Source organism: Methylobacterium sp. NPDC080182 (assembly GCF_050281105.1).
Classification (GTDB): Bacteria; Pseudomonadota; Alphaproteobacteria; order Rhizobiales; family Beijerinckiaceae; genus Methylobacterium.
Genome location: NZ_JBNNWO010000010.1, coordinates 236,064 through 261,188 on the forward strand (window position 1 = coordinate 236,064; position 25,125 = coordinate 261,188).

Here is a 25,125-nt window from a genome sequence, read left to right on the forward strand (position 1 = left end):
GCGCTCAGCCCGTGCTGCGCAGGGCGCGGTCGAACAGGGCGCCCATCGCTGCCCAGCCGCGCTCCGCGGCCGCGCGATCGTGGACGGGGAAGTCCGGCATCATCCAGCCGTGCGCGGCGGGATAGGTCTCCGCCGCATACCGGACACCGGCTCGCGACAGCGCCGTCTCCAGCCTCTCGGCCATCGCGGACGGGTAGCTTCCGTCGTTCTCGGCGGCCGCGATATACATCTCGGCCCTCAGCGCGGGTGCCAGACGATGCGGGCTCGCGGGTTCCTCGGTCGCGAGATTGCCGCCGTGGAAGCTGGCGACGGCGGCGAACCGGTCCGGATACGTGCCGGCCGCCGTGATGGCCATGCGGCCGCCCATGCAGAAGCCTACCGCCCCGACCGCGCGCCCCGCGACGTCGTCGCGCGTGTCGAGATAGGCGAGGAGCGCCGCTGTATCGGTCGCGGCCTTGAGATTGTCCGTCGTCGCCATCAGCGGGCCGAGGATCGCTCGGAAATCGCCTTTGAACACGTCCGCAGGAACGAAGGGGCCATAGGGCCCGTAGCGGTAGAAGAGGTCCGGTAACAGAACGAGATAGCCGCCGGTCGCGAGCCGCCGCGCCATGTCGACGAGGGCCGGTCGGATACCGCCGGCATCCATGTACAGGATCACGGCCGGCCAGGGCCCCGCGCCGTCCGGCGCGACGACGTGCGTCCCGCATACGCCGTCCTCGGTCCGGATCGCGACGTGCTCGTTGACCATGCTCGGTTCCTCGACGGGGCTCCCACACGTTCTGCGCCCGCCTTCGGAAAACCGCCAGGCCGTCGACCGCACCCCACGTGTCGGGCCGCCGGTCGCCAGGAGCGAGGAGAAGGCCCGTGACCTGATCCGGTCCGGTGGTGCTGCGGCGACGGTCCACGCCTGCGACCGAGCTGTCCCGGTCGCTCCGCCGCGAAGCCAGCTGTCTGACGCGTTCCCGGCGCGGTCCGGCTTCGGTTTACGGGCCGGACGGTATACGGGTCGCCACGGCGGCCCGCGCGGTGACGGCCCCGTCGCCCGCGCCGGTCTCCGGTCTCCCGATTTCACGATCCGCGGGGGCGCCGGCCTCCTCCAAGAAGGCTGCTCATGGACCAAGCGAAACCCCGGCGCGAGACGACGATCGCGCGGGCGGGCGCGGGGCGGACGGGCTACGTCACGGTCCGGGGCGCGCGGGAGCACAACCTGCGCGACATCGACGTGGAGATGCCGCGCGACGCGCTCGTCGTGTTCACGGGCGTCTCCGGATCCGGCAAGTCCTCGCTGGCCTTCGGCACCCTCTACGCGGAGGCGCAGCGCCGCTACTTCGAATCGGTCGCGCCCTACGCGCGGCGGATGATCGACCAGGTCGGCGTCCCCGACGTCGACGCGATCGAGGGCCTCCCGCCCGCTGTCGCGCTCCAGCAGCAGCGCGGCACCCCGAGCGCGCGTTCCTCGGTCGGCAGCGTCACGACCCTGTCGAGCCTCGTGCGCCTGATGTACTCGCGCGCCGGCACCTACCCGCCCGGCCAGCCGATGCTCTACGCCGAAGATTTCTCGCCCAACACGCCGCAGGGCGCCTGCCCGTCCTGCGGCGGCCTCGGGCGGGTCTACCAGGCCACGGAAGCCTCGATGGTGCCGGACCCGTCCCTGACGATCCGCGAGCGGGCCGTCGCGGCCTGGCCGCAGGCCTGGGGCGGCCAGAACCTGCGGGACATCCTCGTCAGCCGGGGCGTCGACGTCGACACGCCCTGGAAAGCGCTGCCCCGGAGGCTCCGGGACTGGATCCTGTTCACGGACGAGCAGCCGCAGGAGCCGGTCTATGCCGGCCTCACCCCGGAGCAGACGCGGCTCGCCCGCCGCCGCGGCCTGGAGCCGAGCTACATGGGCACCTTCACCAGCGCCCGCCGCCACGTGCTCGGCACCTTCACCAACTCGCAGAGCGCGCTGATGCGCCGCCGCGCCGCGCGCTACCTCGTGAGCGAGGATTGCCCGGCCTGCCACGGCAAGCGGCTGAAGCCCGAGGCGCTCTCGGTCATGTTCGCCGGGCTGGATATCGGCGCGCTCTCGCGCATGCCGCTCTCGGCGCTCGCCGAGGCCCTGAGGCCGGCGGCCGAGGACCGGCAGCCCGAGGCCGACGCCGCACCCGCCACCCTCGACCGCGCGGTGGGCCGGAAGGACCGCGCCGAGCGTGCCGCGTCCGGTGGCTCGGCCCATGCGGGCGCGCCGGACGTGCGCGTCACGCCGAACCTGTCGATCGAGAAGCGCCTCGCCGCCCAGCGCCTGGCCTCGGACCTCATCGCGCGCATCGGGACGCTCGCGGATCTGGGCCTGGGCTACCTCTCGCTGGACCGTGTCACCACGACCCTGTCGTCGGGTGAGCTGCAGCGCCTCCGCCTCGCGACCCAGCTGCGCTCGCAGCTGTTCGGCGTCGTCTACGTGCTCGACGAGCCCACGGCCGGTCTGCACCCCGCCGACGGGGACGCCATGCACGACGCGCTGGCCGGGCTGCTCGCCGCGGGCAATTCGCTCTTCGTCGTCGAGCACGACATCGGCACCATGCGCCGCGCCGACTGGCTGGTCGACGTCGGGCCAGAAGCGGGCGAGAACGGCGGCACGATCCTCTACAGCGGGCCGCCGGAGGGCCTGCGTGATGTCGCGGCGTCCCGGACGCGGCTCTACCTGTTCGGGCTGGTGGAGGCGCCCCCGCGGCCGTCGCGGGAGCCCGCGGGGTGGCTGCGCCTCGAAGGCATCGTTCGCAACAACCTGAAGGGCGTCTCGGTCCCCTTCCCGATCGGGTGTCTCACCGCCGTGACCGGCGTCTCGGGCTCCGGGAAGTCGAGCTTGGTCAGTCAGGCCCTGCTCGAGCTGGTCGGCGAGCGTCTCGGCCGACCGGTGAAGACCGAGGACGAGCCGGACGATCCCCTGGACGAGGTGCCCGGCCCGTCGGAGGGCCGCATCGCCGGCGGCATGGACGGGATCGGGCGCCTGGTGCAGGTCGACCAGAAGCCCATCGGGCGCACGCCGCGCTCGAACCTCGCCACCTACACGGGCCTGTTCGACGCCGTCCGCAAGCTGTTCGCCGCGACCCCGGAGGCTCGGCGGCGCCGCTACGATGCGGGCCGCTTCTCCTTCAATGTGGCCAAGGGGCGCTGCCCGGCCTGCGAGGGCGAGGGCTTCGTCAGCGTCGAGCTGCTCTTCATGCCGAGCGTCTACGCTCCCTGCCCGACCTGCCACGGCACGCGCTACGCGCCGGAGACGCTGGCGGTGACGTGGAACGGGCTGAGCATCGCGGACGTGCTCGCGCTGACCGTCGACCGGGCCTGCGCGGCCTTCGCGGACGAGCCGTCCGTGCTGCGGCCGCTCACCGTGCTGCGCGATCTCGGCCTCGGCTACCTGCGGCTCGGCCAGCCGGCGACCGAACTCTCCGGTGGAGAGGCCCAGCGCATCAAGCTCGCCACCGAGCTGCAGCGCGGGCAGCGCGGCGGCACGCTCTACGTCCTCGACGAGCCGACGACCGGCCTGCACCCGACCGACGTCGACCGCCTCATGGTCCAGCTCAACGGTCTGGTCGACGCGGGCAACACCGTCGTCATGGTCGAGCACGACATGCGCGTCGTCGCCCGGGCCGACCACGTGATCGACATGGGCCCTGGCGGCGGCGACCAGGGCGGCACCGTCGTGGCCGCCGGCCGGCCCGAGATCGTCGCCGCGGCCGCGGCCGGCCGCACGGCGCCCTATCTGCGCGAGGAACTCGCGACGGTCCGCACGCGGCCGCCGGGCTGAGGTCACCCACCGCGGCCGGCACAGGGCTCGGAGGACGAAGGCGTGCCGCGCGCACACGTCACGCGCCGGGTTGCCGGCAGTGGTCCGACGGTCTGGCCGGTCGATCGTGTTCCGCGTCTTGAGCGCCGGAGAACGCGCTGCGGTGCAGTATCGATTAAAGTGAGATTTGCGGGATCAGTACTGAGTCGCCGGAGTTTCAACCGTTACTGCTGAATTCTCCGGAGGATCGCCATGGGCCTCACCGCGTTCGCCGTGTTCGTCATTCCGTGGGTCCTGCTCGCGGTGTTCCTCACGCGGTCCCCTTCAACGCTTCGCCTGGGGACCGCTTCCGCGCCGTGGCGGTCCATCCCGACCCACAAGGAGATGGCCCGCGCCGACCGTCACGCGCTGCACCCGCATGGGCAGCGGGCGGGCGAGACGGACGGAGTCTCGGGCCGGGACCAGCGCGGTCGGACCGATCCGCCCGCGGGGGGGGCGCTGGGCACGAGCGTGGAGCCCACGGAGCCCGACGACAAGCTCAGCTAGCAGATCCGCGCCGGGCATTCCGGCCGGACGTCACCGGCCGATCCAGCACCGTCGGCGTGCCGCGCGGCGAGTGGATGATCATGCCCCGACCCGTACCGCGCCGCCGCGGACCCGACTTTCAGGGTGGCCCCCGTGCGGGCCACGGCACCCCGCCGAGCCCGGAGTAGCGCCGGTCACGCGCCCACGGTCGCGTGCGGCCTGCAGTAGCTGTCGCGCACCGCGGGAATGTCGTCGTAGCCGTCGACGGTGCAGAAATACGTGCACACCAACCAAGCGGCCAGGGCGAGGCAGAGAACGCCGTTGTAGACCCACAGGCCGATCACCCGCCGGCTCGGCAGGTTCGGCAATCCAACGACGGAGCCCGGTACCCAGTCGACCGCGAACACGATCGTGCAGAAGGCCCCCAGCACGCCGGCCATCATCACGGCGAGAGCGGTGGACGTCATGTGCCCTCCCGATCCCGCTCTCCGCCGGACATGCAGGGCGTTACGCCGGCGCGACCGGCGCGGGCACGACACCTTGGGGCGGACACGCGCAGCCGAACTCCTGTCACAGCTCCCTCCTGACCCTCCGATCCGTGCCACACCAGCTAACCGGGACGGCGCCCCCACGTCGAGATCGGAAAACGCGCCGCACCTTCGTAGGACGCGCCGAAGGCAAGAAAGGTTGGCGGAGTACGCTGCCGAGCCGTTCGGCCATGGTCCTCGAAGGCTCGGTGGGCGCGCTGGGGTTCGAACCTCGGACCCGCTGCGTAAGAGGACGACGCTTCGGGCGCCGAGACGCGCATGTTCTGCTTGCCGGCGTCGCCGACAGCTTGAGCGCGTTCCCGAAATCGATGGACCCGCCGATTGTCCAACGCGGGGCACCGCTGAAGTCGCTCTGCGTGCTTGCCGGAAGTCGCCTCGCCGAACAGACCGCTGCCGCCTCGAACTCTCGGCCGGGAAAGAACGCCTGGTCGTGTTCTACGACTTCCCTGGCTTCGGCCTGCGCGTCGGCGCGGGCGGCTCGCGGCAGCGGATCGTCCAATGCCGCAACGCGATCGGTCAGACCGAGCGGGACACCCTCGGCCGGGTCTTGCTGCTCTCGTCGACCGATGCCTGGCGAGCGGCGAGCGAGCGGCCGGTGCTGGCCAAGTCAGGTTGGATCCGCGCGCCGAGGAGCGACGCGCCAAGGCGTGGGCCGTCGTGACGTCCGGGTCGAACACTGAGCAGCCATCTGGAAGCTGCGCGAGCCGCTTCACGCTGTGAGCCGGGCGACAGTCGCCGAGCGCCTCGGGGTGATCTTGAAGAGGAACGAGCCGGACGCGGCGAAAAGGGCGCGGGCCACGCTCTCGGCCATCTATGCGTGGCTGATCGGGAACGGCAGGGCCGAGCCCAACCCCGTAGTCGGCACGATCGAGACGGCTCAGAGGAGAAGCGCTGCCGGGTTGCTCTCGCCCGACGAGATCAAGGCTGCGTTGAAGGCTTGTCGGGATGACGACTTCGGCCGCATCGTCCGCTCGCGAACGCGGACCGGTCAGCGCCGCGAGGAGGTGGCGGGCATGACGCGGCCGAGCTCGATCTGGCGAGCGGCATCTGGCGACTACCGGGCCAGCGGACCAAGAATAGTCTGCAGCTCGACGTGCCACTGTCCCGCGCCTCGACCTGCTCGCAAAGGTCCAGCCCAGTGCTGGCTGGCCGCTCCTGTTCGGTGGGCGCGCCGCCAGGTTCTCGGGATGCTCGAAGGCGAAGGTCGCGACAAACAAGCGGTCTGGCGTCACGGAGTGGCAGTTGAACGATCTGCGGCGGACGGTGTCCACCGGCATGAACGAGCGGGGCGTGCTGCCTCACAGTGTCGATGCTTTGCTCGACCACATCTCGGGATCCCGAGATGTGGTCGATGTCTACAACCACACCCTCTACAACGTTGAGAGGAGGGTGGCGCTCGATCAGGAGTCGAATTTTTCTCGGCCACACAATCGTCGCGGACCGCTCAGTCGGGTATTTCGAAGCTCCATTGTCACATGAGCATAGCATTATTTCCGAAGTTGGAAGTTATTATGGCTCGAATTAGATCTTTTGTCATGTAGAGCCAAACATTCGATCGCAATTGGGAAATAATGAAATAATTTTTCCACGCTACGACGTTGGATTGAGGCGAAAACGGAGAGCTTGGGCCGAAAAATACTTTGCTTGATCTAAATTGGCCGCCAACAAATATTCATTGAAATTCCCCATATCCGTATGGGTGATATTTGCCGTATTTGCAGTCGAAGATAGATTCAGATGCGAATGATTCGCGGCTGGGCCCCCGGGGTTTCAGTGGCTGAACTGGGAGCCGACAGATGGGTACTAAGAAGCTCGCGATCATTGTCAACTGTTATAATTACGAGAGATATATAGTCGAAGCGATCGAAAGTGTGAGTTTACAACTCCCTGGTGACTGTGAACTGGTCGTCGTGGACGATGGATCGACAGATAATTCGTGGACTTTGATTCGGGGCACTGGGGTAAAATGTCTACGTAAGGAAAACGGCGGTCCTGTAAGCGCCTGCGTACTCGGCTTAGATAATACGACGGCGAGGCACGTTCTGTTCTTGGATGCTGATGATAAGATTTCTTCAGGGGCTTTGCGAAAAATTGTCGGGGCATTAGATGAAAAATACTCTAAGCTCCAGTTTCCGTTGTCAATAATCGATGGAAAAGGGGATGAACAAGGTAGAATTTTCCCCGATCTGAGCGCTCAAAAAACCAAGAATTCCTACATCCAGGACATATCTGAAACAGGAGCATATGTTTCGCCTCCGACCTCGGGGAATATTTTTCGAAGAGACGTGTGCGATCTTCTTCGGGAGGCATCCTATGATACGGTGGACGGTGTAATCCTTATCGCGGCTCCGTTCATGGGCGAAATCTATACGTTCAATGAGGCGCTTGGCTACTATAGGGTTCACGACAAAAATATGTCCTCGACCGGGCGGTTGCCTTCAGTCGAGCGGCTTCAATACAGTCAAGAACGATTTTACAATCGTTTGGAACATTTGAAGCATATACTTTCCGTCAGAAAAATTGACCATGACATTATTGGGAGTCGCAGAAATTATATATACTTGAGAGACCAGATATACATCAATATTGTCTCTGGGGAGAAGCTCACGTTGAAACAGGTAGTCGAGCTGGCGGAATATTTTCCGAAATGGTACGGCTGGGCGAGGAGATTGATGACCTTGAGCGCGGCGATCTCCATGATCTTCTTACCTAATCGTGTATCAAAACTGATACTTCGTGTCAGGTTGAATGGTAGAACGCTGCTCGCCAGAACCGCAAAATCTATCCTCAGTTACGCCCGTGGCGCCATCATCAGGCCGGGGCGCAAGGCTCTCCATGAGTGAAACTGAGCTAAGGTTTCGGCCTTCGAGCGTCCTGTCGATATCGGCTGTGCATGGGTCTTCGACGTCGCAACCCAGGCGTCAAGGTTGCCGCGGCGGATGCCGGACCAGCGCACACTGAGCTGTCGCGGCGGTGGCGCATTGCCTGCCCGGCCGATCCGGCCGCGCTCAAGCCTGACTCCCGGCACAGGCGCTCTTGACGCCGATGGTCAGGATTATCATCGGCAGTCGCACCGCGCCGAAGGATCCGCCCGCGCCCCCCGGCTGACAGGAGCCGCGCCGCCCGCGCGCAGACTATGCTCTCATCCCTGAGCCGACCTCAGCCCCGCCGGCATTCGTCGCGCGGGACTTCGCCGAATCCGTTCTGAGATATGTCGCACTGCGGACGGACCACATCCGGATTGACCCCTGCGCTGGGGCGCATGAGTGGCGTGCGAACCAACCCGTCGACTTGTTGATAACTATTCTTCCCAGCAGAGGAGCATGTCTTCCCAGCAGAGGAGCATGAAAGGCCATCAAATCAGTTTCCGTGTCAGATCAGTCTGACCTCCTGTCGCGGAGAGAGCACAACGGATCAAAAAGCGCTGTCTCGAGCCCGGCGATCACCGATTAGGCGACGCTGCATCCTCGACTCCGAGGGCCTACAGGCGCCACGCTGACGGCAAGCACCCGCCCGCGCAAGATTGCGGATGACGGGTCGATGCGGATGGTTGGGAACGCGGCGATGTCGGGCGGTCAGGGCGGGAGCGGCGCAGATCCGGTCAACGGCACGGGCGGTCAGCCCGGCGCGGACGAGGTGGCGAACGGCACCGGCGCGGCCGGTGGAAACGGCGGCGCTTCTGCCCAGGGGAGCGGCGGAGGTGCGGGCGGTGCCGCAGGCTCGGTCGGAGGCGCCGGCGGCAACGGGGGCGCGGCGGCTGGTGGAACTGTCACCAACACGTCGGGAACGGGTGGCGCCTACTCGACCAACACGGGCTCCAGCTTTTTCGGGGGGGCTGGCGGGGCTGGCCTTGCCGGTCCGCATCCCGGCGACGGCGGCGGCGGCGGCGGCGGCGGCAGCCACGGCCAGTACCTCTCCAACACGGGGAATGGCGTAGGCTTTACCTTTTCCCGGACCGGCGGCACCGGTGGAACGGGCGGTGCCGGCAACGGGACGGGTGGAGGTGGCGGCGGCGGCAGCGGTGGTTACGGCTTCGTTGAGCCCGGCCCCGGATCCTTCATCGCGAGCGCTCAGATCACCGGCGGGAACGGCGGTGCCGGCGGTGCCGCCGGCGGTCCCGGCGCTTCCGGCGGTTCCGGCGGTGAGGGCGGCATCGGACTTTTCCTCTACGGGAGCACGGGCACCAACACCGGCCAGATCACGGGCGGAAACGGCGGCCTGGGCGGAGCCGCGAACGGCGGGACGGCGGGCGTCGCGGGCCAGGGGGGAGCCGGTCTGTCCGGCGCGAACATCGCCATCACCAACACCGGCACGATCTCGGGCGGCTTCACCGGCGGCAGCACAACCGTCCGGGCCGTCGCTATCAACGTCACGGGCGGCACCAACAGCCTGACCCCCAGCACGGGAACGCTGAACGGCGGCCTCGGGATCGCCGGCGGCGCCACGACATTGCGCGTCCTCGGCAACGCTCCCAACAATCTCGGGCCCGTAACCAACGCCGGCACGTTCGACATCTCGGGGACGACGGCCGGTGCCTCGATCACCACGCTCTCGGGCACCGGCGGGACGACGCTCGGTGCGCAGGCCCTGACCATCACCAACGGTTCGACCAGCTACAGCGGCGCGATCTCCGGTACCGGCGGCGTGGCGGTCACCGGTGGCACGCAGACGCTGACAGGGGTCAGCACCTACTCCGGCGGCACCGCGATCGGTTCGAACGGCGGCGCGGTGTCGAGCACCCTTCAGCTCGGCGGTCCGACCTCGGCCGGCACGGGGACGATCACCTTCGGCACGATGTCGGGGACGGCGACAGCGCGCCTCGGGCTCAACGTGGCCGCTCAGCCGACCAATGGTGGCACCTTCGCCAACACCATCTCCAATTTCGGTTCGGGCAACGAGATCGCGCTCGCCGGGCTGACCAACTCCAGCGTCAGCTACAACAGTGCGAACAGCTCGATCACCATCACCGGCACCCGCTCCGGTGGCGGCCAGGTGAGCGAGAACTTCGTGCTGTCGGCCCCCCGCACGACCAGCTTCGCGGCGGTGTCGGACGGCCAGGGCGGCACGATCGTGCGCGCCGCTACGGCCCCGAACCCCACGAATCCCACGAACCCATCTCAGCCGGCCAACCCTGCACCCTGCTACGTGACCGGGACGCGGATCCGTGTCCTGCGCGATCGGGTCATCTCGGACGTGCCGGTGGAGCAGCTCGCGGTGGGCGATCTCGCCATCACGGTTGCCGGTACGCCGCGCCCGATCCGTTGGATCGGCACCCGCACGTACCGGGGATCGATGGTTCCCCCGGCCGAGCGCCCCGTCCGCATCCGGGCCGACGCACTGAGCGAGAGCGTGCCCGCCCGCGACCTGCTTGTCTCTCCAGATCACTGCCTGTGGCTGGACGGGCTGCTCGCGGCCGCGGGACATCTGGTCAACGGCTCGAGCATCACGCGTGGCGAGGCGGTGGCGGATCTCACATACTGGCACGTCGAGTTGGACACCCACGACCTGCTGCTCGCGGAGAATGCTCCGGCGGAGAGCTTCCTGGCGGCGCCGGGCGTGCGCGGGGGCTTCGATGGCGTGCAGGCCCTCGACGTCGGCACCGGGCGCATGCCCTACGCTCCGCGCGCCGAACTCGGCCCCGACTTGGCCGCGCTGCGCGGGCGCTTAGCCCTCCGCGCTGTCTCGTTGGACGGTGTTGCAGAGCCGGGCCCGGTGCGAGCGTGGCTGGACCGATGCGGCGTGACGGGCGATGGCCTGCTGCACGTCGGGGGCTGGGCGCGCGACGAGGCGCATCCGGACACCCCGCTGTGCCTGGACGTGTTGGTGGACGGTGCCGTCGTCGCGTTCGCGGTGGCGGCCGAGTTCCGGTCGGACCTTGCTGCGGCCGGCTACGGCGACGGGCGATGCGGCTTCGACCTCGGTGTGCATGTACGCTTCGCTCCGCACGTGCATCATCGTGTCGAAGTGCGTCGCTCGGCCGATGGCCTCTTGATGTGCGCCAAGCGGATGGATGCGGCAGGATCTTGGATTGCGCTGTTGGCAGCTTAGCGTCGATCGGGACATCCAGCGCCGACCCTCAGCCCCGCCGGCACCGCCGCGCGGGGCTTTTTCGGCGGCTTGCCCGCGACCGAGTGGATGTGGGCGAGGCGCATCGTGCGACGGTCACGATCGTGAACCAGTCCCCTCCATTTGCGCGCTCATCTTCGAAGTCGACCGTCAGAGTTCAATGCTCGAAGCGTTGCGATGGCGTGACGAACCGAAGCCCTCGGCCGTGAAGCGAGCTTCCGCGGACCTGGCTCGCCCGTCGAAGTTTGGCGGACGGAGAGCGCTTCAACGCTGCGATGAAGATTGTCGGCCGGTCCGCCTTCTCACCGCGCGCTCCACGGGATTGAGATCCTATGAGCCCGCAGTAGGCTAAGTCTTGGTGGGCGCACTAGGGTTCGAACCTAGGACCCGCTGATTAAGAGTCAGCTTCCCAAGCGCCCATGGGCGGCGGCGCCCCGCCCGGATCGGAACCAAACCGCCCTTCACTTCCAGGGGGTTAACCCCGTTTCCGCCTAAGCCTGGACGGCGGCTACGTTTCCGGTGATTTTCAAGACACCGCCCAAAGCCGCCCAAGGAATCCCGCCCAAAATGGCCCGCCGCCCCTCCCCGCCCAAGGCCCGGCTGCCCTGGCCCCCGACCGGGAAGGTGGAGATCACGCTGAAGTTCATAGAGCGCGCCCGCGAGGAGCAGCGCCCCGGCGCGGCCGCGGTCGACGTCCGGGACACGCGCGGCCCCGGCCTGATGCTCCGGGTCTCGCCGCGCACCATCTCGTGGGGCTGGAAGGCGGAACGGTTCGGGAGGACGGTCCGCCTCGACCTCGGGCCGGTCGAGCGCCTCACCATCGCCCAGGCCCGCCAGGTAGCCACCGACGCGACGGAGCTCCTCCGGTCCGGGAACGGGTGGCCGAGCCCGACGTGGCTGTCCTGGCACCTCGTCGACGTCGGCATCGTCGACCGCCGCGAGGCCTTCCCCGACACCGTCCTCGCCCCGGCCGCGCCGCCGCCGAAGCCGCGGACATGGACATACGACCAGGCCGTCGACGCCTACCTCGCCGCCCACCAGGGGGAGTGGAAGGCGTCGACGCTCCCGGACGCGCGGAAGAACCTCCGGCACCCGATCCTGCTCGGGCTGCTCCGCAAGCCGGTCTCGACGGTCACGCCCGACGTCCTGGCGACGCTGCTCGCGGCCAAGAACAAGACGCACCACCGGCAGGCCGAGGCGATCTTCGTCCGGCTGCGGCACTTCTTCGACTGGCTCGCCAGCCCGGGGCCGCGGCTGGACAGCGGCGTCGCCAAGGGGGTCCTGGACGAACTGCAGCGTCCGAAGAAGCCCAAGCCCAAGGAGGCCAAGGACGGCACCTTGATCGAGCCCGTGCGACGCCAGCGCGTCCGCTTCCCGACGATGGAGCGGGTCGGGCTGCTCGTCGCCCTGGCCCGGACGGACCTGCTCGGGCCACCGTTCCCGGCGGTCCTGCTGCTCCTCGTCGCGACCGTCCAGCGCCGCTACGCCATCGCGACGGCGAAGATCGCGGAGTTCGCGCCGATTCCCACGGAGCCTGGCTGGGGCGTCTGGCGCCTGCCGCCGGTGCGACGGAAGACGGGCGAACAGGACAGCGCCCAGGCCCACCACTCCGTACCCCTCCCCCCGCCGGTGTGGGCGGCCGTCCGCGAGCAGATCGAGGCGTCATCGGGCGGCGCATGGCTGTTCCCGGGGATGCGTCCGCGCCGGAAGGGGGAGGCGATCGGGCACCTGTCGGCCAGCACCGTGACGCACCTGATGGCCTCCATGCCCGTGGACGCCAGCCCGCACGACCTGCGCCGGGCGCTCCGTTCCCACGGTGCCCGGACGCTCCGCCTGCCAGACGGCGTCCTCGACCTGATCATCGACCACGCCGAGGGCGTCGCACCGGGGTCTGTCTCGGAGCGCCACTACGTCGACGACGACCGTCTCGACCTGAAGCTGCCCGTCATCCGCGCCTGGTGGAGCCTCGTGGAGGAGCACGCCGCGGCGGCCACGTTCGACCTGGAGAGGGTCCGTGCCGATTTCCTCGCTGCACGCGCCCGGCAGAAGGGCCGGGAGCCCGGCGTCAGCGCCCCGCGGAAGCCGAAACGGAAGACCGCCTAGCCCGCCGGTCACGGCCGAGCGCCTTGGCGAGGTCCGCCGGGCGCTCGGCCCGCACGAATCCCCGCCCACCGCGCGAGGCCCCCAGGAGGTCCTCGGCGAGCGCCCGGCACAGGGCGTCCCGTTCCTCGGCCGAGGCGAACACGAGCTCGTCGTAACCGTCCATGAACCATCTCCGCATTGAGAACGAAATAGGAACATGCGGACCGGTTTCAACGGGACGGCCTTATGTTCAGGATATCCCGCTTAGGAGCGCCCTGCGTTCAATGTATGCCGGTTTCCGGCCCGACCGGCGCCCTTATGCGCAACCGGGCCGCCCGCCCGGTTTCACGCTTCCTTCACCCTAGTCCAGGGTCGCCCCGCCAGACCGGTTGACCCCCCGCCCCGAGCTGCGATCCTGCTGATTCGACCCGCCTGAGAGGCCCCTGTGAAACGCCGAATAGCCGCCCCCCACCCGAGCCAGAGACCCAACCCGGGGGCGTGACGCCGCGCGCGCAGCCCCCCGCCACGGAGGCTGCCATCATGAAGAGCCAAACTTTCAACGCCGCGACGACCTGGTTCAGCGCGGACGCCCACTTCGGACACCGGGGCATCCTGAAGATGTCCGGCCGCCCCTGGGACGACATCGCCCGGCACGACGAGGACCTGATCCACGCCTGGAACAGCCGGGTGAGGCCGAACCACGACGTGTTCTTCCTCGGCGACTTCGCCATGAACTCCAGTGCCGAGCGGTGCCAGCAGGTGTTCGCGCGCCTCAACGGCAAGAAGCATCTGATCATCGGCAACCACGACGGCCCGCGCCACATCGGGCTGCCCTGGGCCAGCGAGCCGGCGGACCTGCGGACGGTGCACGTGGACGGCACGAGGATCGTGCTCTGCCACTACGCGCTCCGGATGTGGAACGGCTCGTGGCGGGGCGCCATCCATCTCTACGGGCACTCCCATGGCACGCTCCCAGGGACGTCCCGCTCCTGCGATGTCGGCCTGGACTGCTGGGGCTACCGGCCGGTGGGCCTCGCCGAGATCAGGGAGCGGCTCGCGGCGACCCCGGAGCAGCCCGAGGAGCAGCGCCCCGAGGACGACGGGCAATAAGAAAATGGCCCCCGGAGACAATCCGGGGGCCCTCGGCTTCGGGGTGGCTGCGTCAGCGGCCCATGGCGGGGGCCGCTGCCTCCTCGGTCTCGACGACCGGCCGGGCGCGGCGCTTGGGCGGTGACACCTTATCCCTAGGCTGCATCGCCTTCTCCTCGGCCCGCCGGTCGAGCTCGTTCATGTAGGCGCGCCGGATCGCGACGATGTTGACGTCAACCATGCTCTCCAATGCCTGGATCGAGGTGTGCTCCGGCTTGAGCGTTTTCGTGAGCGGCGTCACCCGCCCGTCCGAGACGCGGCAGAGCGTCCAGCGCCTCTCCCCCTCCAGGCTGACCTCGACCCGCACCTCGTGCCCCGGCTTGGACACGCGGAGCGCGGTGTTGACCTCGCGCAGCCACGCCATCTCGTCGAACCCGCCGGCGCGATACGCGGCCCCCGGCGCGAAGAGCCTGTCGCCACCCGCCGCCGACATGCCGGCGGCGATCCTGTCCGCGTAGGGCGTCCTGCTGAATGCCATGTCCCTGATCCCTGTCCCGCGGGCCGCAGCCCGTCCCGATGACCAGGTTATCGAGGGCGATGAATAGCACCATGCCCCTACTGCGAGATCGCCCGCGATTCGGCGAACAGGCGCGCTTCCGCCTCGCTGAGCCGCCTGTGCAGGTCGACGAGCTCGCCGTGGCGGGGGTGCCAGTCGTCGCGGAGGTAGGCCCGCAGCCGGGCGGCGCTACCAGCGAATCGGGCGCTCCGGAGGCCCAGCGCCCGGCGGAGCTCATGCTCCTTGGCGGGCTTGCCCTCGATCAACAGGGCCGTCTCGTCGATGGGGTTATCTCGGAGCACGCCGTCGAGGGCCTCGACAAAAGCGGCCGCCCGGGCCTCCCGGCGCGCCGCTGCCAGCACGGCGGGATCGGCGACGTCGGCCAGGGCGGCCGCCTCGGTGGAGAGGACCTCCTGCAGCGGGGCGTCCTCCGACGGCGCCGGTGCGACCGGCTGCGGGAGGGCGCCTTCGACTTGGTTCACTACGGCGCAGGCGCCCCGGGCGACCGGGGGCAGCCTCGGGGGCAGGCGGAGGGGAGAGACGGGACGCATCAGGGGGCCTCTGAAAAGTTGGAGAGGTCCTCGACCGCGACGCGCGAATCGTAGCCGTGCTCGGCGTCGAGGCGGTGGGTGATGCCGACGTCGCCGAACCGGGACGCCATGACGACCCGCACGCGCCGGCCGGCGTGGTCAGCGAACAGCTTCGGCACGGGGTCGCGCCACATGGGGCGCCCGAGGCGGGCCTCGACCTCTGCATCGAAGGCAGTGTCGCCCGTCGGGTACTTCAAGGACGGGGCGAGCCGGTTGTAGTCCAGAAACCGACGCAGGCACTCGGGCTGCGCCGGATCGTCGATGTAGTCGTCGCAGTGACGCGGCTCCGGGACCGGCTCTGACGCCCGCATGTCACTCATGCGACCGCCTCCTCGCACCCACTTGCCGATCTGCCAGGCGCATGACCGGCAGTAGTACGGACCGCTGGCGTCCATCGCCCACGTCGCTCCGGGCGCCTGGCAGTCCGTGCGGTTGCACGACCCGCCGAGGAGACCCTTGTCGGCCTTGATCGTCGGCGGCTCGTAGGGCTTGCCGATTACCATGGTCGGGGTAGAGGCGGTCTTAGATGCCCGCGCCCGCGCCTGGGCCCGTGACACGGAACGGACGAGGCTACCCACGGTCGGCCTCCTTCGGCGCGGATGCGGGGGTCTCGTCGCAGGCGCCGGTGGCGGCCGCGGCGACGGCGAGGATCGCGTACAGCGTGACGAACGCGCAGGCGGAGAGCGACATGACCCACGTCGCCCGGAGGAGATCCCAGCCGGACCAGGAGGCGACCGCGGCGATGACCACGAGGGCCCCGGCGGTGGTGGCGGCCCGCATGGGGCCGCCCGCGATGATGGTGAGGAGGGCGCGCATCAGCTGGCGTCCCTCGAAACGGGCACGCCCACGACCCGGGCGGCCATGTCGCGGAAGGCGACCATGTCGGCAGCGTCGCCAGCGAACGAGATGATACCGTCATCGTAGAATACGGCGAGGATGCCGTTGTCCCGGAGCATCAGCCCGGGCACCTCCACGACCTTCTCTCCGGGCGGCACCTTCACCGTCTCCCTGGCGCTCAGTACCCGGGCCCCGGCGATCTCCGCCCCTGCGACCGGCGTCGGGTCGTACGACACCTTATCGAGCTTCCCGAACTCGGCATGCCGCACGGTCTTCGTCGTTCCGTTCGGCATCCGGTAGGTCACCTCGACGAGCCGGCCGGTGGGGACGCTCTTGCCGGCGAGGAGGTCCTGCAGCTTGCGCTCGGCAGCCTCGTCGAGGACGACGACGCGCCCGACCTTCACCTTGGGCTCGGCCGCCGGCTCGAACGAAGCCGCCTCGGGCCCATCCCAGAACCGCTCGACCGCCGCCCGCCCGTCGACGATGCGCTGGCGGAGCGCCCAGACGTTACCCTGGGACCCGTCCGGGGACGCGCCGCCGAGGGCCTCGTCGATCTCCTTGATGGACGGCAGGCGCCCCCTCAGGAGGCGGACGGCCGCGAGGTAGCCGGGGGCGTCCTTGTCGGGCTGGCGATCCCGCTCGATGGCGGCGAGCACCGAGGATTCGAAGGCGTTCCGATCTCGCAGGGCGTTCACCCAGGCGGTCCAGTCCGCGTCCGTGACCTCGCTCCAGTCCCCTGTCCGGCGTGCCTCGCTGACACGGAACGCACCCCCCATGGGTGGGGTGACCCCGAGCTCCCAAGCGCGCAGCCGTTCGGCTTCCCGCCGGCGGAGGATTTCTCTCCAGTCCATGCCGTGCTTCCGCACGATCTCGAACCCGTCCTTGTCGAGTGCACGCGCGAGCTCGGTCAGGGCCGATGCGTACATCCCCTGGCCGGCCTTGCCCCTGAAATAGGCGTGCCCCAGGGCGTTCATGACGATTTCTTCTGCTCGGCGCTCCACGGCGCTCTCCTGTTCTGAGGGATGCTTGAGATGGTCGGGGCGCCACTGACCGCCTGGCGCGTCGACGGGGGCCGGTCAGGCCGCGGTCGCGCAGTCCTCCGCCATGCACTCCATGAGGTCGGCGTAGTCGGGCGACTGGATCTCATCGAGCACGCCGGGACGCACCGGCGTCTCCAGGAGGGCCAGCACCCGACGGCGGGCCTGACCGGCGCGGCGGCGGTGGTAGGCGTCGATCCGGTCGCGGGCCTCGCCCAGCGTCACGCATGTCGGGAGGCCACGGATGCCGATCCGGAAGCCCTTCCGGCCGAGGCCGTCGATTTCGATCCCGCGGTATTCCCAGGTCGGGCGGAAGCTACCGTCCGGCCTTGTGAACGCCTTTACCTTCTTCGTGGTCGGATATTCGTTCTTGCGCATGTCTGCCTCTGGACTGGATGGAACGGATTCTTGTTTTGAGCGCCACTGACCGCCTGACGCGCGACGGACCTCTCAGGCCGCGGTGCGGACCTGGGGGAGGTAATCCGTGAGCTCGACGATCTGGGGGGCGCCGAGGAGCGTCGGGCGCAGGAGCGTGCCGATGCAGATCTCGCCGTCCGGGACCGGCTCCCATTCCCCGACGATGACGGCCCGCCCGCGGATGCGGAGCGCGCCAAGGTCCATCATCGGAAGGTCGTCGGCGTTGGCCCGGAGGCGGTGCGGGATGACGAACCCGGCGGCGACCTCGACGCTCGCCAGGGCGGTTATGGTGGGGCCGCGGCGGTCCTGGCCGGAGAGGTCCCAAACGTGGCCGGCGGGGAGAGTGGCGGGGACGGGCGCTTCAGGGAAGTCGACGATCAAGCGGGTCATGACTGCCTCGGGTGCTGGGGACGGGGACGCGGCGGGGGGACCGTGATGCGCGGCCGGCCGAGCGGCGGCAGCGCGGGACCGGATCGCGACGGCGCCGGCGGGGCGTCCTGATCGAGGTCCGCCACGATGGCGGCGTGGGCCTCGGCGGTCGTGGCGGCGGTGGGCGGCCGGTCGGCCTCTGCCAGGGCGTCGGCCAGGACGTGGATCGCCTCGCGGGATGCCATGAGGAGAGACCGCTCGACCGCGCCGAGGGCGTCCTGCAGGGGCTTGCTCTTGGGACCCGCGGCGAAACCGGCATGGCCCTTCACCGCCGCCATGGCCTCGGCGAGGCGGGCGCGGGTCTCGCGGGCGTCAAGCGTCACGAGGCCGTCGCCGAATGCGGTGCGGGTGCTCATGCGAGCCTCCGAGCGATCTCGCTGGTCAGGCCCGGGAGGCACAGGGCGAGCAGCCTCGCGTCCTTTAGGCTCTCGTGCCGCTCGTCGCGGTCGCCACGGTCGACGCCGAGGCGCTCGCACAGGGCATCCAGGCTGCCCTTCTCCCCGGGCCATAGAATCTTGGAGATGAGCCGGGTGTCCACGATGGGACCCCACGACACGGAGCGGCCGGCGCGCTCGAACTCCAAGTCGAGGAAGCCCACGTCGAAGGGGGCGTTGTGCGCGACGATGACGGGCTGGAAGCCGTCGAAGTCCGCCTCCGTCAGGATGTCCGCGAGCTCGTGGGCGCGCTCGGCGAACGGCACGCACCCGGCAAGGCGCTCGTCCGACAGGCCGTGGACCGCGAGGGCCTCGGGGGTCGACGGGCGGCCTTCCGGATTGAATGCGCCAACCCAAGCATGACGGTCCAGGAACCGGACGGCGACGTGCTCGCTGTTCCAGTCCTGAGCCCAGGCGATCTTCACTTCGAGTTGGGCGGACAGGATCGCGAGCGAAACCATCCGGTCTCCGTCCAGCGGATGCAGCCCGGTCGTCTCGCAATCGATGCACAGCACCGGCCCGGAGAGCAGGCTGAAGGTTTCGCGTAGGTCGGGCAGGCGCTCGATATCGACGGCGTCCCGGCCGAACACGCGCTGGACGACGGCGTGGTGGAGCGAACCGACCCGGGACTCCCGGTCGGCGACGAGGGCCCTGGTAAGGGCGATCTCGCGGCCGGTCAGTCGATCCATCTCGGCGCGCACGTAGGCGAGCTCGTCCGCGGGGTGGAAAGCCGCGCCGGGCGGCGCGACGGCGGCGACACTATTCATCGGTGGGCTCCTCGACGGGTCGGTAGGTCGGCTCGTCACGACGCAGCCCGAGGACCTCCAGGATCTTGGGGCCGGGCTCGGCATCGCCGGCCAGGACGGCCGAGACGTACGAGGGCGAGACGGAATGCATCCGCGCCCACGCCCGCTGACCGCCGACAGCGGCACAGGCGTGCACGAGGCGCTCCCGCACCGTCATGCTCGATAATGGCCGTGTTCCCCGTCGCCGCTGCACTAGACCGCCCCGCGTAGTCGTGACGAGGGCAATATGCTCGCGTCGGAAGCTGTCCGCAAGTAGTAGAACAGTAATACGCAGTTTCTGCATGTGCCAGTGCTACACATGCGCGGTTTCCGTGTCTTTATGTGAGCGGACCGAAAGCGGGTGTAGCCCTAAATCCGCGGCGATCTACTTGGATTGCCCGGGGCGCAGGTCTACAGTTGTTCGATGATCACCGTCCGCACCCCCGCCAGCCGCTGGCTTTGGACCGCCGAGGTCGGCGACCGCGCGACGGGCCATGTCTGCAACGGCGCCCCGCTCCGGGCCGCCCGCTACGAGGGACAGGGCCTCGGCCTGATCGCGGTCCACGAACTCGACATCGAAGCCGGCACGCTCCTCGTGACGACGCCGGTGGGAATGTCCTCGCGGGGCTCCGGGCCGTGGGGCGGGTCGCACGCCGTCCACCGTGTGGGCGCTGACGGTTCCCTCGCGCGCGTGCGCGAAAAAGAAGCCGCCGATGAGATGGACCCCGCCGGCGCCGAGGCCCGCCTCCACCGGCGGCTCGCCCTCGCCGCCGGGCTCAGCCTCGAAACGACTCGGATGCGAATGCGCGAGGGCCACGGCTACGAAGCCGGGACGTGCGTGGAGTGGGCGGGCTTTTGGGCGATCATCGAGCGGGCGACCGCCAGGCAGGTCTGGGCCCGGGCACCCTCGCACGCGGAGATGACCGACGCCGGCCTGCCCATCGCCCGTAGCGACACGCCCGAGGCCCGGGCCGCCGCGGCGCGAATCTGGGGCCCCTGAAAAAATCGCGCACGTGCGCCCTGGTGGGATGCGTACGTGCGGAGACAATCGAGAGCGGGACCACGTACGAACGGGAAGGACAAGTCACATGAGGAAGTTCGCCAAGATGCTGGCCGCGGTCATCGCGGCGATGGCGGCGGCCACGAAAGTGGTCTGGGAGGCCGGCAAGGCGGTAGTGAAGTCGGTGATCCCGAGCCTACCGATGCCGCCCCTCGACGAGGTGGAGGAGGCCATGGAGCGGGTCGCGGCGACGCCCCCGGCCGACGGCGGCGCCCCCCTGCCGCTCGTCACGGTCGACGTCGGCCAGCGCGTGTTCGATTTCGCGCTGGCGAAGGTCAGCGGCGGCCGGCACCCGGCTCCCTCGATGGCCGAGATCCCCGAGGATGTCGTCCGCTGGGCCGCCAGCCTCTCCGATGCCGAACTCCGGCGTCTGACGCAGCACGGACCGCGCCGGGTTGGCGAACACGCCCTGGGCGTCAGGGCCATCGCTGACCTGCCGCTCTGCAGGGAGCCGCGCATCGAGCCCGGTTTCGCGAAGATCGGTGGCCGCGTCCAGTTCATCGGCGAAATCATGAAGGCGGACGTCGGGCCGGCCCCGGCCCGCGAGGAGACACCCCAGGAACGGACGCTCGCGATCCTGGAGGATCTCATCGACGACCAGCCGGAGACGACGACGCTACGGGCCGCCTGACCGCCCCAGCCACGTCGAACGAGAGAGGGCCGCCCCGGCATTCGGGGCGGCCCTCTCTTTTTGTTCGGAAATCCTGCTCCGGCCTATTGTGCCTTGCCCCGTGCACACATCGTCAGCATCTCTGCGCACACTGTCGTGCGCACACGTGCCGACCTCATGCCGCCGAGCGCATCGAGCGGATCGCGGCGGCCATGCGGGCCAGCTTGCCCTCGGCGCCGAGGGCCCGCACGCGCCAGGAGTTGGTCTCGCCGCGCAGCCGGGCGACCTCGGCCTGCAGGGCGGCGATGGTGGCCGCATCGTCTCGAACCCGGGCGGCGACCCGGCCGACGGCGGACAGGTTCCGCTCTCGCTGGTCGAAGGCAGCCTCCTGCCGGGCGTACGCGCGATCCTGATGAAGCTCGAACGCGACGCTTGCCAGCCGCTGCAGGCCGGCGTCGAGCGGCTGTACGATGCTGTGTGCGTTCATGGCGGCCTCCGGTCTCTCGGACACATGAGATCGCTACTCGTCGAATCCTGGCAATCCCTCGATTCGTGCCTTGGTGAACGTTTCCCTGGGCGGAAGCACGTACCCTGCAACTATCGAGACCCCCTGCAGGGAGGTGTTCGTGCGATGTCCGAGCGCCCCGTTACTCGGGTGGTCTGTAACGCAGGCGGGGCGATCCTGTAACGGAAAGTGGGGGAAGCACGTTTCCTCGGTAGGCCTGGTGAGGCTGTGACAATGCGACGGGTAGATTTCGCTCAGCCTTGCGTGGCGCCTCCTGCTGTCGCATCCACGGCGTCGGCCGTGACGATTAATACTCGTGGAGTTAAATTCCTCTATGATCGACTGGTGGCAATAAAAATTATAAATCAACTATGATCTATCCGAGCGGTGAATTACCAGGATGCCGGCCGGGCTTGGGCCACAGGTTACGTAGTGCGGACATCGCGGACAGGCCCTCTCATCAGGTTCGGGGGGAAATTCGCCCGCGAGGATGCCCTCCGCGATAAGGCGCAGCTTCCGCTCGCGGTTCGTTCGCTTCTTTGGGGTCAACGGGACGTCCATGACGCCATCTCCGCTTAGGTGGACTGCCTCAACTCTCGCGCCGGTGCCGTGGCGCAGGCCGGCGGCCATGAGGTAGGCGGTGTAGACGAGATCGTCCTCCTCTTCTTTCCTCCTCCGGCCGGTCCGTACCCGTCGGTAGACCGTGGCCGCTCCGCTGCCGTGCACCTCGTCGGGCAACACGACGAGGTCGAGGCCGCCGAGATCGATGGTGACGGGCTCGCGCAGCCCCGGGACATGCCCCTTCCGGGTCCGCATGAGCGCCTCCACCAGTTCGAAGCCCATCCGGCGCAGATCCTCGGCATATCCCTCCGTCGGACCCTTCTCGGACCATACCTCGTCGAAGCGAGCCCTCACCGCTTCGAGCGGCAGGCTCCAGTTCCGCGCGTCCTGCCTGAGCCAGCGCAAGACGTCATGCACCACGTCGTGCATCCTGACGAAGGGTGTCGAGTGGCGGCCGCCGGCCGCGCCCAGCACGTGCGTGTAGAAGAAGCGACGGGGGCACTGGTCGTAGAGAGAGATCTGCTCGGCGGTGAAGGAGGGCGGTCCCTCCCACGTGACGCCGATCCGGTGCCGGTCAGGCTCGGGCGCCTCTCGCAGATACACCGGAGGATCGGGTACGTCCCGCACGACTTCGGCGACCTTGTCGAGAAAGGGTGAAAGCTGGCGGCCGCTTCCATTCGCCTTGCAGCACGCCGCGAGGAGGGTGAGATAGCGGCGTGCCCGAGACGCCGCCACGAAGAAGAGGCATTCCTCTTCCTCCGCATGCCCGCGCCGGACCGCCTCCACGCCCGACAAACCCTCGGCGCCGGCGACGAGCCCGTCCGGGGGCGGACAGCGCGGGGTCCGGCCGCTGCTCGGAAATCCCTGCCCGACCATGCCGGGGATGTGCACGGCCTCGAACTCCAAGCCTTTGCTCGCGTGGACGGTCATCAGGCGGACCCCGTCCATCGCGGCCGCAGCCGCAGGCATCTGGCGGAGATCCCGCTCCTCGGACAGGAGAACCAAGCGCCTCGTGCGGTCCAGCAAGCGCTGGATCGCAAGCCCCTGACCCGGCGGTAGGTCGCGGCAGAATGCCAGGAACTGCCAGAGTGCCACCATCCGCATCCGGTCCCGGGGCCGAAGCGGCGCGCGAAGATCAGGCAGCAGGTGCCGGCGGTCGAAAAGCAGGCGGCAGAGTGCCTCCCAGGGACGGCTGGCCGCACTCAGACCTTCCAGGTCGGCGAGGAGGTTCGCCAACGCCGTCGCCGGAGCGCCGAGCAGGGCTGCCAATTCCGTTGCCCATCCCATCGGTTCCTCGCACCGCGAGAGGACGTGCTGAAGGCGACCGACATCTTCGAGCGGCATCGTGTACCGGGGCATGCGCGCGACCCGGGCTAGGGTGCTGGCCTTGGGGTCGACCAGCAGAGCCAGCAGGGCCAGCAGATCGCGGACCTCGTCCCGCTCGAACAGGTTACCAAGAAACAGCACCGGTACGTCGCGTTGTTCGAGCGCCGCCGCGACCGCCGCCAGGCGGGCGTTGCCGCGGCACAGGACGGCCTGATGCCGGAAGTCTACGCCATGCGCCTGCCGCAGTTCGAGGATGCGGGCGGCGACTGCGGCGGCCTCGTCCTCCGGGCGATCGACCTTGCGCGTCTCCGGGTGCGCGTGGGCGGGCCCCGCGTGAGCCGTGAGGTCGAGCGGCAGGACGCCGCGCGAGGCGGCCATTTCGGTCGCGAAGGCCGAGAACGTCGCGACGACTTCCGCCGACGAACGGTAGTTCACCGTCAAGCGCCCGATCCGGCGCCCGGGAAAATCGGCCTCGAAGCCCGTCATATTGGCCGAGGAGGCGCCGCGGAACCGATAGATGGATTGGCGGGAGTCGCCGACGACCCAGAGGCGCTCACCCCCGTCCGCGAGTGCCTTGAGCAGCCTGACGCTCGCACGGTTCACGTCCTGGTACTCGTCGACGAGGATGTGGCGGTGCTTGGCGCGCAGGATGTCCAAGGCGCTGCGGTCCCGCTCCAGCAGGAGCGTCGGCCGCATGACGAGGTCGCCGAAGTCGAGCCGACCTAGCCGCCGCATCTCGGCGTCGTAAACGCGGTAGACCGCCGCGACCTCGATGGCCTTCTCGGCGCGCAGCCGCGCATCCTCATCGTCGCCGGCCCGTTCCGCCATCCGCTCGGCAAGGGCCAGGTATTCGTCCGGAGGGGTGAGTTCGTCCTTCGCCCGTGACACCGCGGCGAGGATATCGCTTAGGTCGAGCGTCGGGTCGTGCAGGTTCCGGAAGTGACGGAGCGGCAGCCGCGGAACGAGATCTTCGAGCATGCCGACGGCGTCGGCCTTGTCCACGAGCCGCGGGTCGTCGGGCAGCCCCTCGCGGTCGTGGAACTGCCGCAGGACGTCGAGGCCGAAACCGTGGAACGTGCCGATCCACGCAGCGGCGGCCGCCTCGGGTAGGCGGGCGGTCAACCGCTCGACGAGTTCGCCCGCCGCCTTGTTGGAAAAGGTGAGGACGAGGATCTCGGATGCCGCCGCGCCCCGGTCGAGGAGCCGTTCGATGCGGCTGACCAGCGTGCGCGTCTTCCCCGTACCGGGCCCCGCCTGCAGGAGGAACGGAGTACCCTCGTGGAAGGCGGCAGCCCGCTGGCTGTCGTCGAGCGGAGGTCCGGCCCCGGCACCGGGCTCAGCACGCGTCCGGTGCTCCGGCAGCAGCAGGCAATCGGCTAACTGCTGGAAGACGAGGGCTTGGGGCAGCCCGGTGAGGCGGACGATGTCGTCGGCACCGTGCCCATCCTCCAAGAAAAGGCGGCGCGCCAAGGCCCGCGGAAGCACCAGCTCGCGGGCGAACAGGTCGGCCTGCAACTCCCGGCGCTCGCGCCGCCCGTAACCCTCGACCTTCTCCACGCCAGTGGCGGCGGCCTCCACCGCGCGGCTCGGGTCGATGTCGCCGTCGACGATGACGTCGTCGGGATCGTGCAGGATGGCATGCCCCAGCTCGTGACCCGCGAGCAATGCCTTGGCCGTCGGGTCTCCCCGATCCTCGCAGGCGATGGCCGGGAGGGTCGGATCGTAGAGGCCGCGCCCGCCGCGAAGATAGGTATCGCCCGGGCGTAGCCAGCTGAGATCGATCTCGTGGGCATCGATGGCCGCGACCACGAGATCCAGGGGGCGAAGCGGATCGGCGCCCCCCTCGACTGCGACCGCGTGGACCTCTGCCGCCCTCGACCTGACAACCTCGAACGCGTCCAC

25 protein-coding genes and 1 tRNA gene are annotated in these 25,125 nt (G+C 69.1%); 10 read left to right on the top strand and 16 right to left on the bottom strand.

Features of this window, described 5'->3' with window-relative positions; all coding sequences use genetic code 11:
* Window positions 1–4: 4 nt before the first annotated feature.
* Window positions 5–748: a dienelactone hydrolase family protein gene (locus ACQKQD_RS19135; protein WP_427509264.1), complete on the bottom strand. Its 744-nt coding sequence runs from the start codon at window positions 746–748 to the stop codon at window positions 5–7.
* Between the two features lie 363 nt (window positions 749–1,111).
* Here ACQKQD_RS19135 and ACQKQD_RS19140 point away from each other — a divergent pair, with 363 nt between their 5' ends.
* Complete coding sequence (locus tag ACQKQD_RS19140; protein WP_427509265.1) at window positions 1,112–3,787, top strand: excinuclease ABC subunit A; 2,676 nt, start codon at window positions 1,112–1,114, stop codon at window positions 3,785–3,787.
* 231 nt (window positions 3,788–4,018) lie between these two features.
* Entirely contained in the window at window positions 4,019–4,312 is a 294-nt protein-coding gene (locus tag ACQKQD_RS19145) for a hypothetical protein (RefSeq protein ID WP_056527929.1), read from the top strand.
* 173 nt (window positions 4,313–4,485) lie between these two features.
* Here ACQKQD_RS19145 and ACQKQD_RS19150 read toward each other — a convergent pair whose 3' ends face one another.
* Window positions 4,486–4,758, bottom strand: coding sequence for a hypothetical protein (locus tag ACQKQD_RS19150; protein WP_020092139.1), 273 nt, complete (start codon window positions 4,756–4,758; stop codon window positions 4,486–4,488).
* Window positions 4,759–5,269: 511 nt separating this feature from the next.
* Here ACQKQD_RS19150 and ACQKQD_RS19155 point away from each other — a divergent pair.
* The 4 genes from ACQKQD_RS19155 to ACQKQD_RS19170 all read left to right on the top strand — a co-directional run bounded on the left by ACQKQD_RS19155 (window position 5,270) and on the right by ACQKQD_RS19170 (window position 10,887).
* A complete protein-coding gene (locus ACQKQD_RS19155) occupies window positions 5,270–5,500 on the top strand; it encodes a hypothetical protein (RefSeq protein ID WP_427509266.1) in 231 nt (76 codons plus the stop codon).
* A 581-nt stretch (window positions 5,501–6,081) separates the two neighbouring features.
* Window positions 6,082–6,318 carry a hypothetical protein gene (locus ACQKQD_RS19160; protein WP_139307671.1) on the top strand — a complete coding sequence of 79 codons (237 nt, stop codon included), beginning with the start codon at window positions 6,082–6,084 and terminating at the stop codon, window positions 6,316–6,318.
* A gap of 317 nt (window positions 6,319–6,635) precedes the next feature.
* Window positions 6,636–7,682, top strand: a complete 1,047-nt coding sequence (locus tag ACQKQD_RS19165) for a glycosyltransferase family 2 protein (RefSeq protein WP_091676698.1) — start codon at window positions 6,636–6,638, stop codon at window positions 7,680–7,682.
* A gap of 721 nt (window positions 7,683–8,403) precedes the next feature.
* A complete protein-coding gene (locus tag ACQKQD_RS19170) occupies window positions 8,404–10,887 on the top strand; it encodes a Hint domain-containing protein (protein WP_427509267.1) in 2,484 nt (827 codons plus the stop codon).
* A 374-nt stretch (window positions 10,888–11,261) separates the two neighbouring features.
* Here the strand turns inward: ACQKQD_RS19170 and ACQKQD_RS19175 are convergent.
* Window positions 11,262–11,340: transfer RNA gene (locus ACQKQD_RS19175), tRNA-Lys, on the bottom strand.
* 132 nt (window positions 11,341–11,472) lie between these two features.
* Between ACQKQD_RS19175 and ACQKQD_RS19180 the strand changes: the two genes are divergently transcribed.
* Window positions 11,473–13,008 (top strand): tyrosine-type recombinase/integrase, encoded by a 1,536-nt coding sequence (locus ACQKQD_RS19180; RefSeq protein ID WP_427509268.1) that lies wholly within the window; start codon window positions 11,473–11,475, stop codon window positions 13,006–13,008.
* Here ACQKQD_RS19180 and ACQKQD_RS19185 read toward each other — a convergent pair.
* The gene (locus ACQKQD_RS19185) at window positions 12,971–13,171 is read right to left on the bottom strand and encodes a hypothetical protein (RefSeq protein ID WP_427509269.1); all 201 of its coding nucleotides are present in this window, start codon (window positions 13,169–13,171) and stop codon (window positions 12,971–12,973) included. The two genes, ACQKQD_RS19180 and ACQKQD_RS19185, sit on opposite strands and share 38 nt — an antisense overlap.
* A gap of 356 nt (window positions 13,172–13,527) precedes the next feature.
* Here ACQKQD_RS19185 and ACQKQD_RS19190 point away from each other — a divergent pair, with 356 nt between their 5' ends.
* A complete protein-coding gene (locus ACQKQD_RS19190) occupies window positions 13,528–14,097 on the top strand; it encodes a metallophosphoesterase (protein ID WP_427509270.1) in 570 nt (189 codons plus the stop codon).
* A gap of 52 nt (window positions 14,098–14,149) precedes the next feature.
* Here the strand turns inward: ACQKQD_RS19190 and ACQKQD_RS19195 are convergent, their stop codons facing one another.
* The 10 genes from ACQKQD_RS19195 to ACQKQD_RS19240 form a co-directional block, all read right to left on the bottom strand.
* Window positions 14,150–14,614 (bottom strand): hypothetical protein, encoded by a 465-nt coding sequence (locus ACQKQD_RS19195; protein WP_427509271.1) that lies wholly within the window; start codon window positions 14,612–14,614, stop codon window positions 14,150–14,152.
* Window positions 14,615–14,691: 77 nt separating this feature from the next.
* The gene (locus tag ACQKQD_RS19200) at window positions 14,692–15,183 is read right to left on the bottom strand and encodes a hypothetical protein (RefSeq protein WP_427509272.1); all 492 of its coding nucleotides are present in this window, start codon (window positions 15,181–15,183) and stop codon (window positions 14,692–14,694) included.
* The gene (locus ACQKQD_RS19205; RefSeq protein WP_427509273.1) at window positions 15,183–15,542 is read right to left on the bottom strand and encodes a hypothetical protein; all 360 of its coding nucleotides are present in this window, start codon (window positions 15,540–15,542) and stop codon (window positions 15,183–15,185) included. Before ACQKQD_RS19205 ends, ACQKQD_RS19200 begins: the two co-directional genes overlap by 1 nt.
* Before the next feature lie 250 nt (window positions 15,543–15,792).
* A complete protein-coding gene (locus ACQKQD_RS19210; RefSeq protein ID WP_427509274.1) occupies window positions 15,793–16,038 on the bottom strand; it encodes a hypothetical protein in 246 nt (81 codons plus the stop codon).
* Window positions 16,038–17,060 (bottom strand): hypothetical protein, encoded by a 1,023-nt coding sequence (locus ACQKQD_RS19215; protein ID WP_427509275.1) that lies wholly within the window; start codon window positions 17,058–17,060, stop codon window positions 16,038–16,040. The genes ACQKQD_RS19210 and ACQKQD_RS19215 overlap by 1 nt, the downstream gene beginning before the upstream one ends.
* Before the next feature lie 75 nt (window positions 17,061–17,135).
* On the bottom strand, window positions 17,136–17,474 hold the full coding sequence (locus ACQKQD_RS19220) for a hypothetical protein (protein ID WP_427509276.1): 339 nt from the start codon (window positions 17,472–17,474) through the stop codon (window positions 17,136–17,138).
* A 72-nt stretch (window positions 17,475–17,546) separates the two neighbouring features.
* A complete protein-coding gene (locus ACQKQD_RS19225; protein ID WP_427509277.1) occupies window positions 17,547–17,903 on the bottom strand; it encodes a hypothetical protein in 357 nt (118 codons plus the stop codon).
* A complete protein-coding gene (locus ACQKQD_RS19230; protein WP_427509278.1) occupies window positions 17,900–18,298 on the bottom strand; it encodes a hypothetical protein in 399 nt (132 codons plus the stop codon). The genes ACQKQD_RS19225 and ACQKQD_RS19230 overlap by 4 nt, the downstream gene beginning before the upstream one ends.
* A complete protein-coding gene (locus ACQKQD_RS19235; RefSeq protein ID WP_427509279.1) occupies window positions 18,295–19,077 on the bottom strand; it encodes an exonuclease domain-containing protein in 783 nt (260 codons plus the stop codon). Before ACQKQD_RS19235 ends, ACQKQD_RS19230 begins: the two co-directional genes overlap by 4 nt.
* 58 nt (window positions 19,078–19,135) lie before the next feature.
* On the bottom strand, window positions 19,136–19,273 hold the full coding sequence (locus ACQKQD_RS19240) for a hypothetical protein (protein ID WP_427509280.1): 138 nt from the start codon (window positions 19,271–19,273) through the stop codon (window positions 19,136–19,138).
* A gap of 312 nt (window positions 19,274–19,585) precedes the next feature.
* Between ACQKQD_RS19240 and ACQKQD_RS19245 the strand changes: the two genes are divergently transcribed.
* Both ACQKQD_RS19245 and ACQKQD_RS19250 read left to right on the top strand, forming a co-directional pair.
* Window positions 19,586–20,161, top strand: a complete 576-nt coding sequence (locus ACQKQD_RS19245) for a hypothetical protein (protein ID WP_427509281.1) — start codon at window positions 19,586–19,588, stop codon at window positions 20,159–20,161.
* 88 nt (window positions 20,162–20,249) lie between these two features.
* Window positions 20,250–20,852: a hypothetical protein gene (locus ACQKQD_RS19250; protein WP_427509282.1), complete on the top strand. Its 603-nt coding sequence runs from the start codon at window positions 20,250–20,252 to the stop codon at window positions 20,850–20,852.
* A 154-nt stretch (window positions 20,853–21,006) separates the two neighbouring features.
* Here the strand turns inward: ACQKQD_RS19250 and ACQKQD_RS19255 are convergent, their stop codons facing one another.
* Together ACQKQD_RS19255 and ACQKQD_RS19260 are read right to left on the bottom strand one after the other, a co-directional pair.
* Window positions 21,007–21,318: a hypothetical protein gene (locus tag ACQKQD_RS19255; protein ID WP_427509283.1), complete on the bottom strand. Its 312-nt coding sequence runs from the start codon at window positions 21,316–21,318 to the stop codon at window positions 21,007–21,009.
* Between the two features lie 387 nt (window positions 21,319–21,705).
* Entirely contained in the window at window positions 21,706–25,125 is a 3,420-nt protein-coding gene (locus ACQKQD_RS19260) for a UvrD-helicase domain-containing protein (RefSeq protein ID WP_427509284.1), read from the bottom strand.

Bases quoted from the DNA above. Each gene is read 5' to 3' on its own strand.
- ACQKQD_RS19135 (WP_427509264.1), bottom strand. From the start codon at position 748: ATGGTCAACGAGCACGTCGCGATCCGGACCGAGGACGGCGTATGCGGG.
- ACQKQD_RS19140 (WP_427509265.1), top strand. From the start codon at position 1,112: ATGGACCAAGCGAAACCCCGGCGCGAGACGACGATCGCGCGGGCGGGC.
- ACQKQD_RS19145 (WP_056527929.1), top strand. From the start codon at position 4,019: ATGGGCCTCACCGCGTTCGCCGTGTTCGTCATTCCGTGGGTCCTGCTC.
- ACQKQD_RS19150 (WP_020092139.1), bottom strand. From the start codon at position 4,758: ATGACGTCCACCGCTCTCGCCGTGATGATGGCCGGCGTGCTGGGGGCC.
- ACQKQD_RS19165 (WP_091676698.1), top strand. From the start codon at position 6,636: ATGGGTACTAAGAAGCTCGCGATCATTGTCAACTGTTATAATTACGAG.
- ACQKQD_RS19170 (WP_427509267.1), top strand. From the start codon at position 8,404: ATGTCGGGCGGTCAGGGCGGGAGCGGCGCAGATCCGGTCAACGGCACG.
- ACQKQD_RS19180 (WP_427509268.1), top strand. From the start codon at position 11,473: ATGGCCCGCCGCCCCTCCCCGCCCAAGGCCCGGCTGCCCTGGCCCCCG.
- ACQKQD_RS19185 (WP_427509269.1), bottom strand. From the start codon at position 13,171: ATGGACGGTTACGACGAGCTCGTGTTCGCCTCGGCCGAGGAACGGGAC.
- ACQKQD_RS19190 (WP_427509270.1), top strand. From the start codon at position 13,528: ATGAAGAGCCAAACTTTCAACGCCGCGACGACCTGGTTCAGCGCGGAC.
- ACQKQD_RS19195 (WP_427509271.1), bottom strand. From the start codon at position 14,614: ATGGCATTCAGCAGGACGCCCTACGCGGACAGGATCGCCGCCGGCATG.
- ACQKQD_RS19200 (WP_427509272.1), bottom strand. From the start codon at position 15,183: ATGCGTCCCGTCTCTCCCCTCCGCCTGCCCCCGAGGCTGCCCCCGGTC.
- ACQKQD_RS19205 (WP_427509273.1), bottom strand. From the start codon at position 15,542: ATGAGTGACATGCGGGCGTCAGAGCCGGTCCCGGAGCCGCGTCACTGC.
- ACQKQD_RS19210 (WP_427509274.1), bottom strand. From the start codon at position 16,038: ATGCGCGCCCTCCTCACCATCATCGCGGGCGGCCCCATGCGGGCCGCC.
- ACQKQD_RS19220 (WP_427509276.1), bottom strand. From the start codon at position 17,474: ATGCGCAAGAACGAATATCCGACCACGAAGAAGGTAAAGGCGTTCACA.
- ACQKQD_RS19225 (WP_427509277.1), bottom strand. From the start codon at position 17,903: ATGACCCGCTTGATCGTCGACTTCCCTGAAGCGCCCGTCCCCGCCACT.
- ACQKQD_RS19230 (WP_427509278.1), bottom strand. From the start codon at position 18,298: ATGAGCACCCGCACCGCATTCGGCGACGGCCTCGTGACGCTTGACGCC.
- ACQKQD_RS19240 (WP_427509280.1), bottom strand. From the start codon at position 19,273: ATGCATTCCGTCTCGCCCTCGTACGTCTCGGCCGTCCTGGCCGGCGAT.
- ACQKQD_RS19245 (WP_427509281.1), top strand. From the start codon at position 19,586: ATGATCACCGTCCGCACCCCCGCCAGCCGCTGGCTTTGGACCGCCGAG.
- ACQKQD_RS19250 (WP_427509282.1), top strand. From the start codon at position 20,250: ATGAGGAAGTTCGCCAAGATGCTGGCCGCGGTCATCGCGGCGATGGCG.
- ACQKQD_RS19255 (WP_427509283.1), bottom strand. From the start codon at position 21,318: ATGAACGCACACAGCATCGTACAGCCGCTCGACGCCGGCCTGCAGCGG.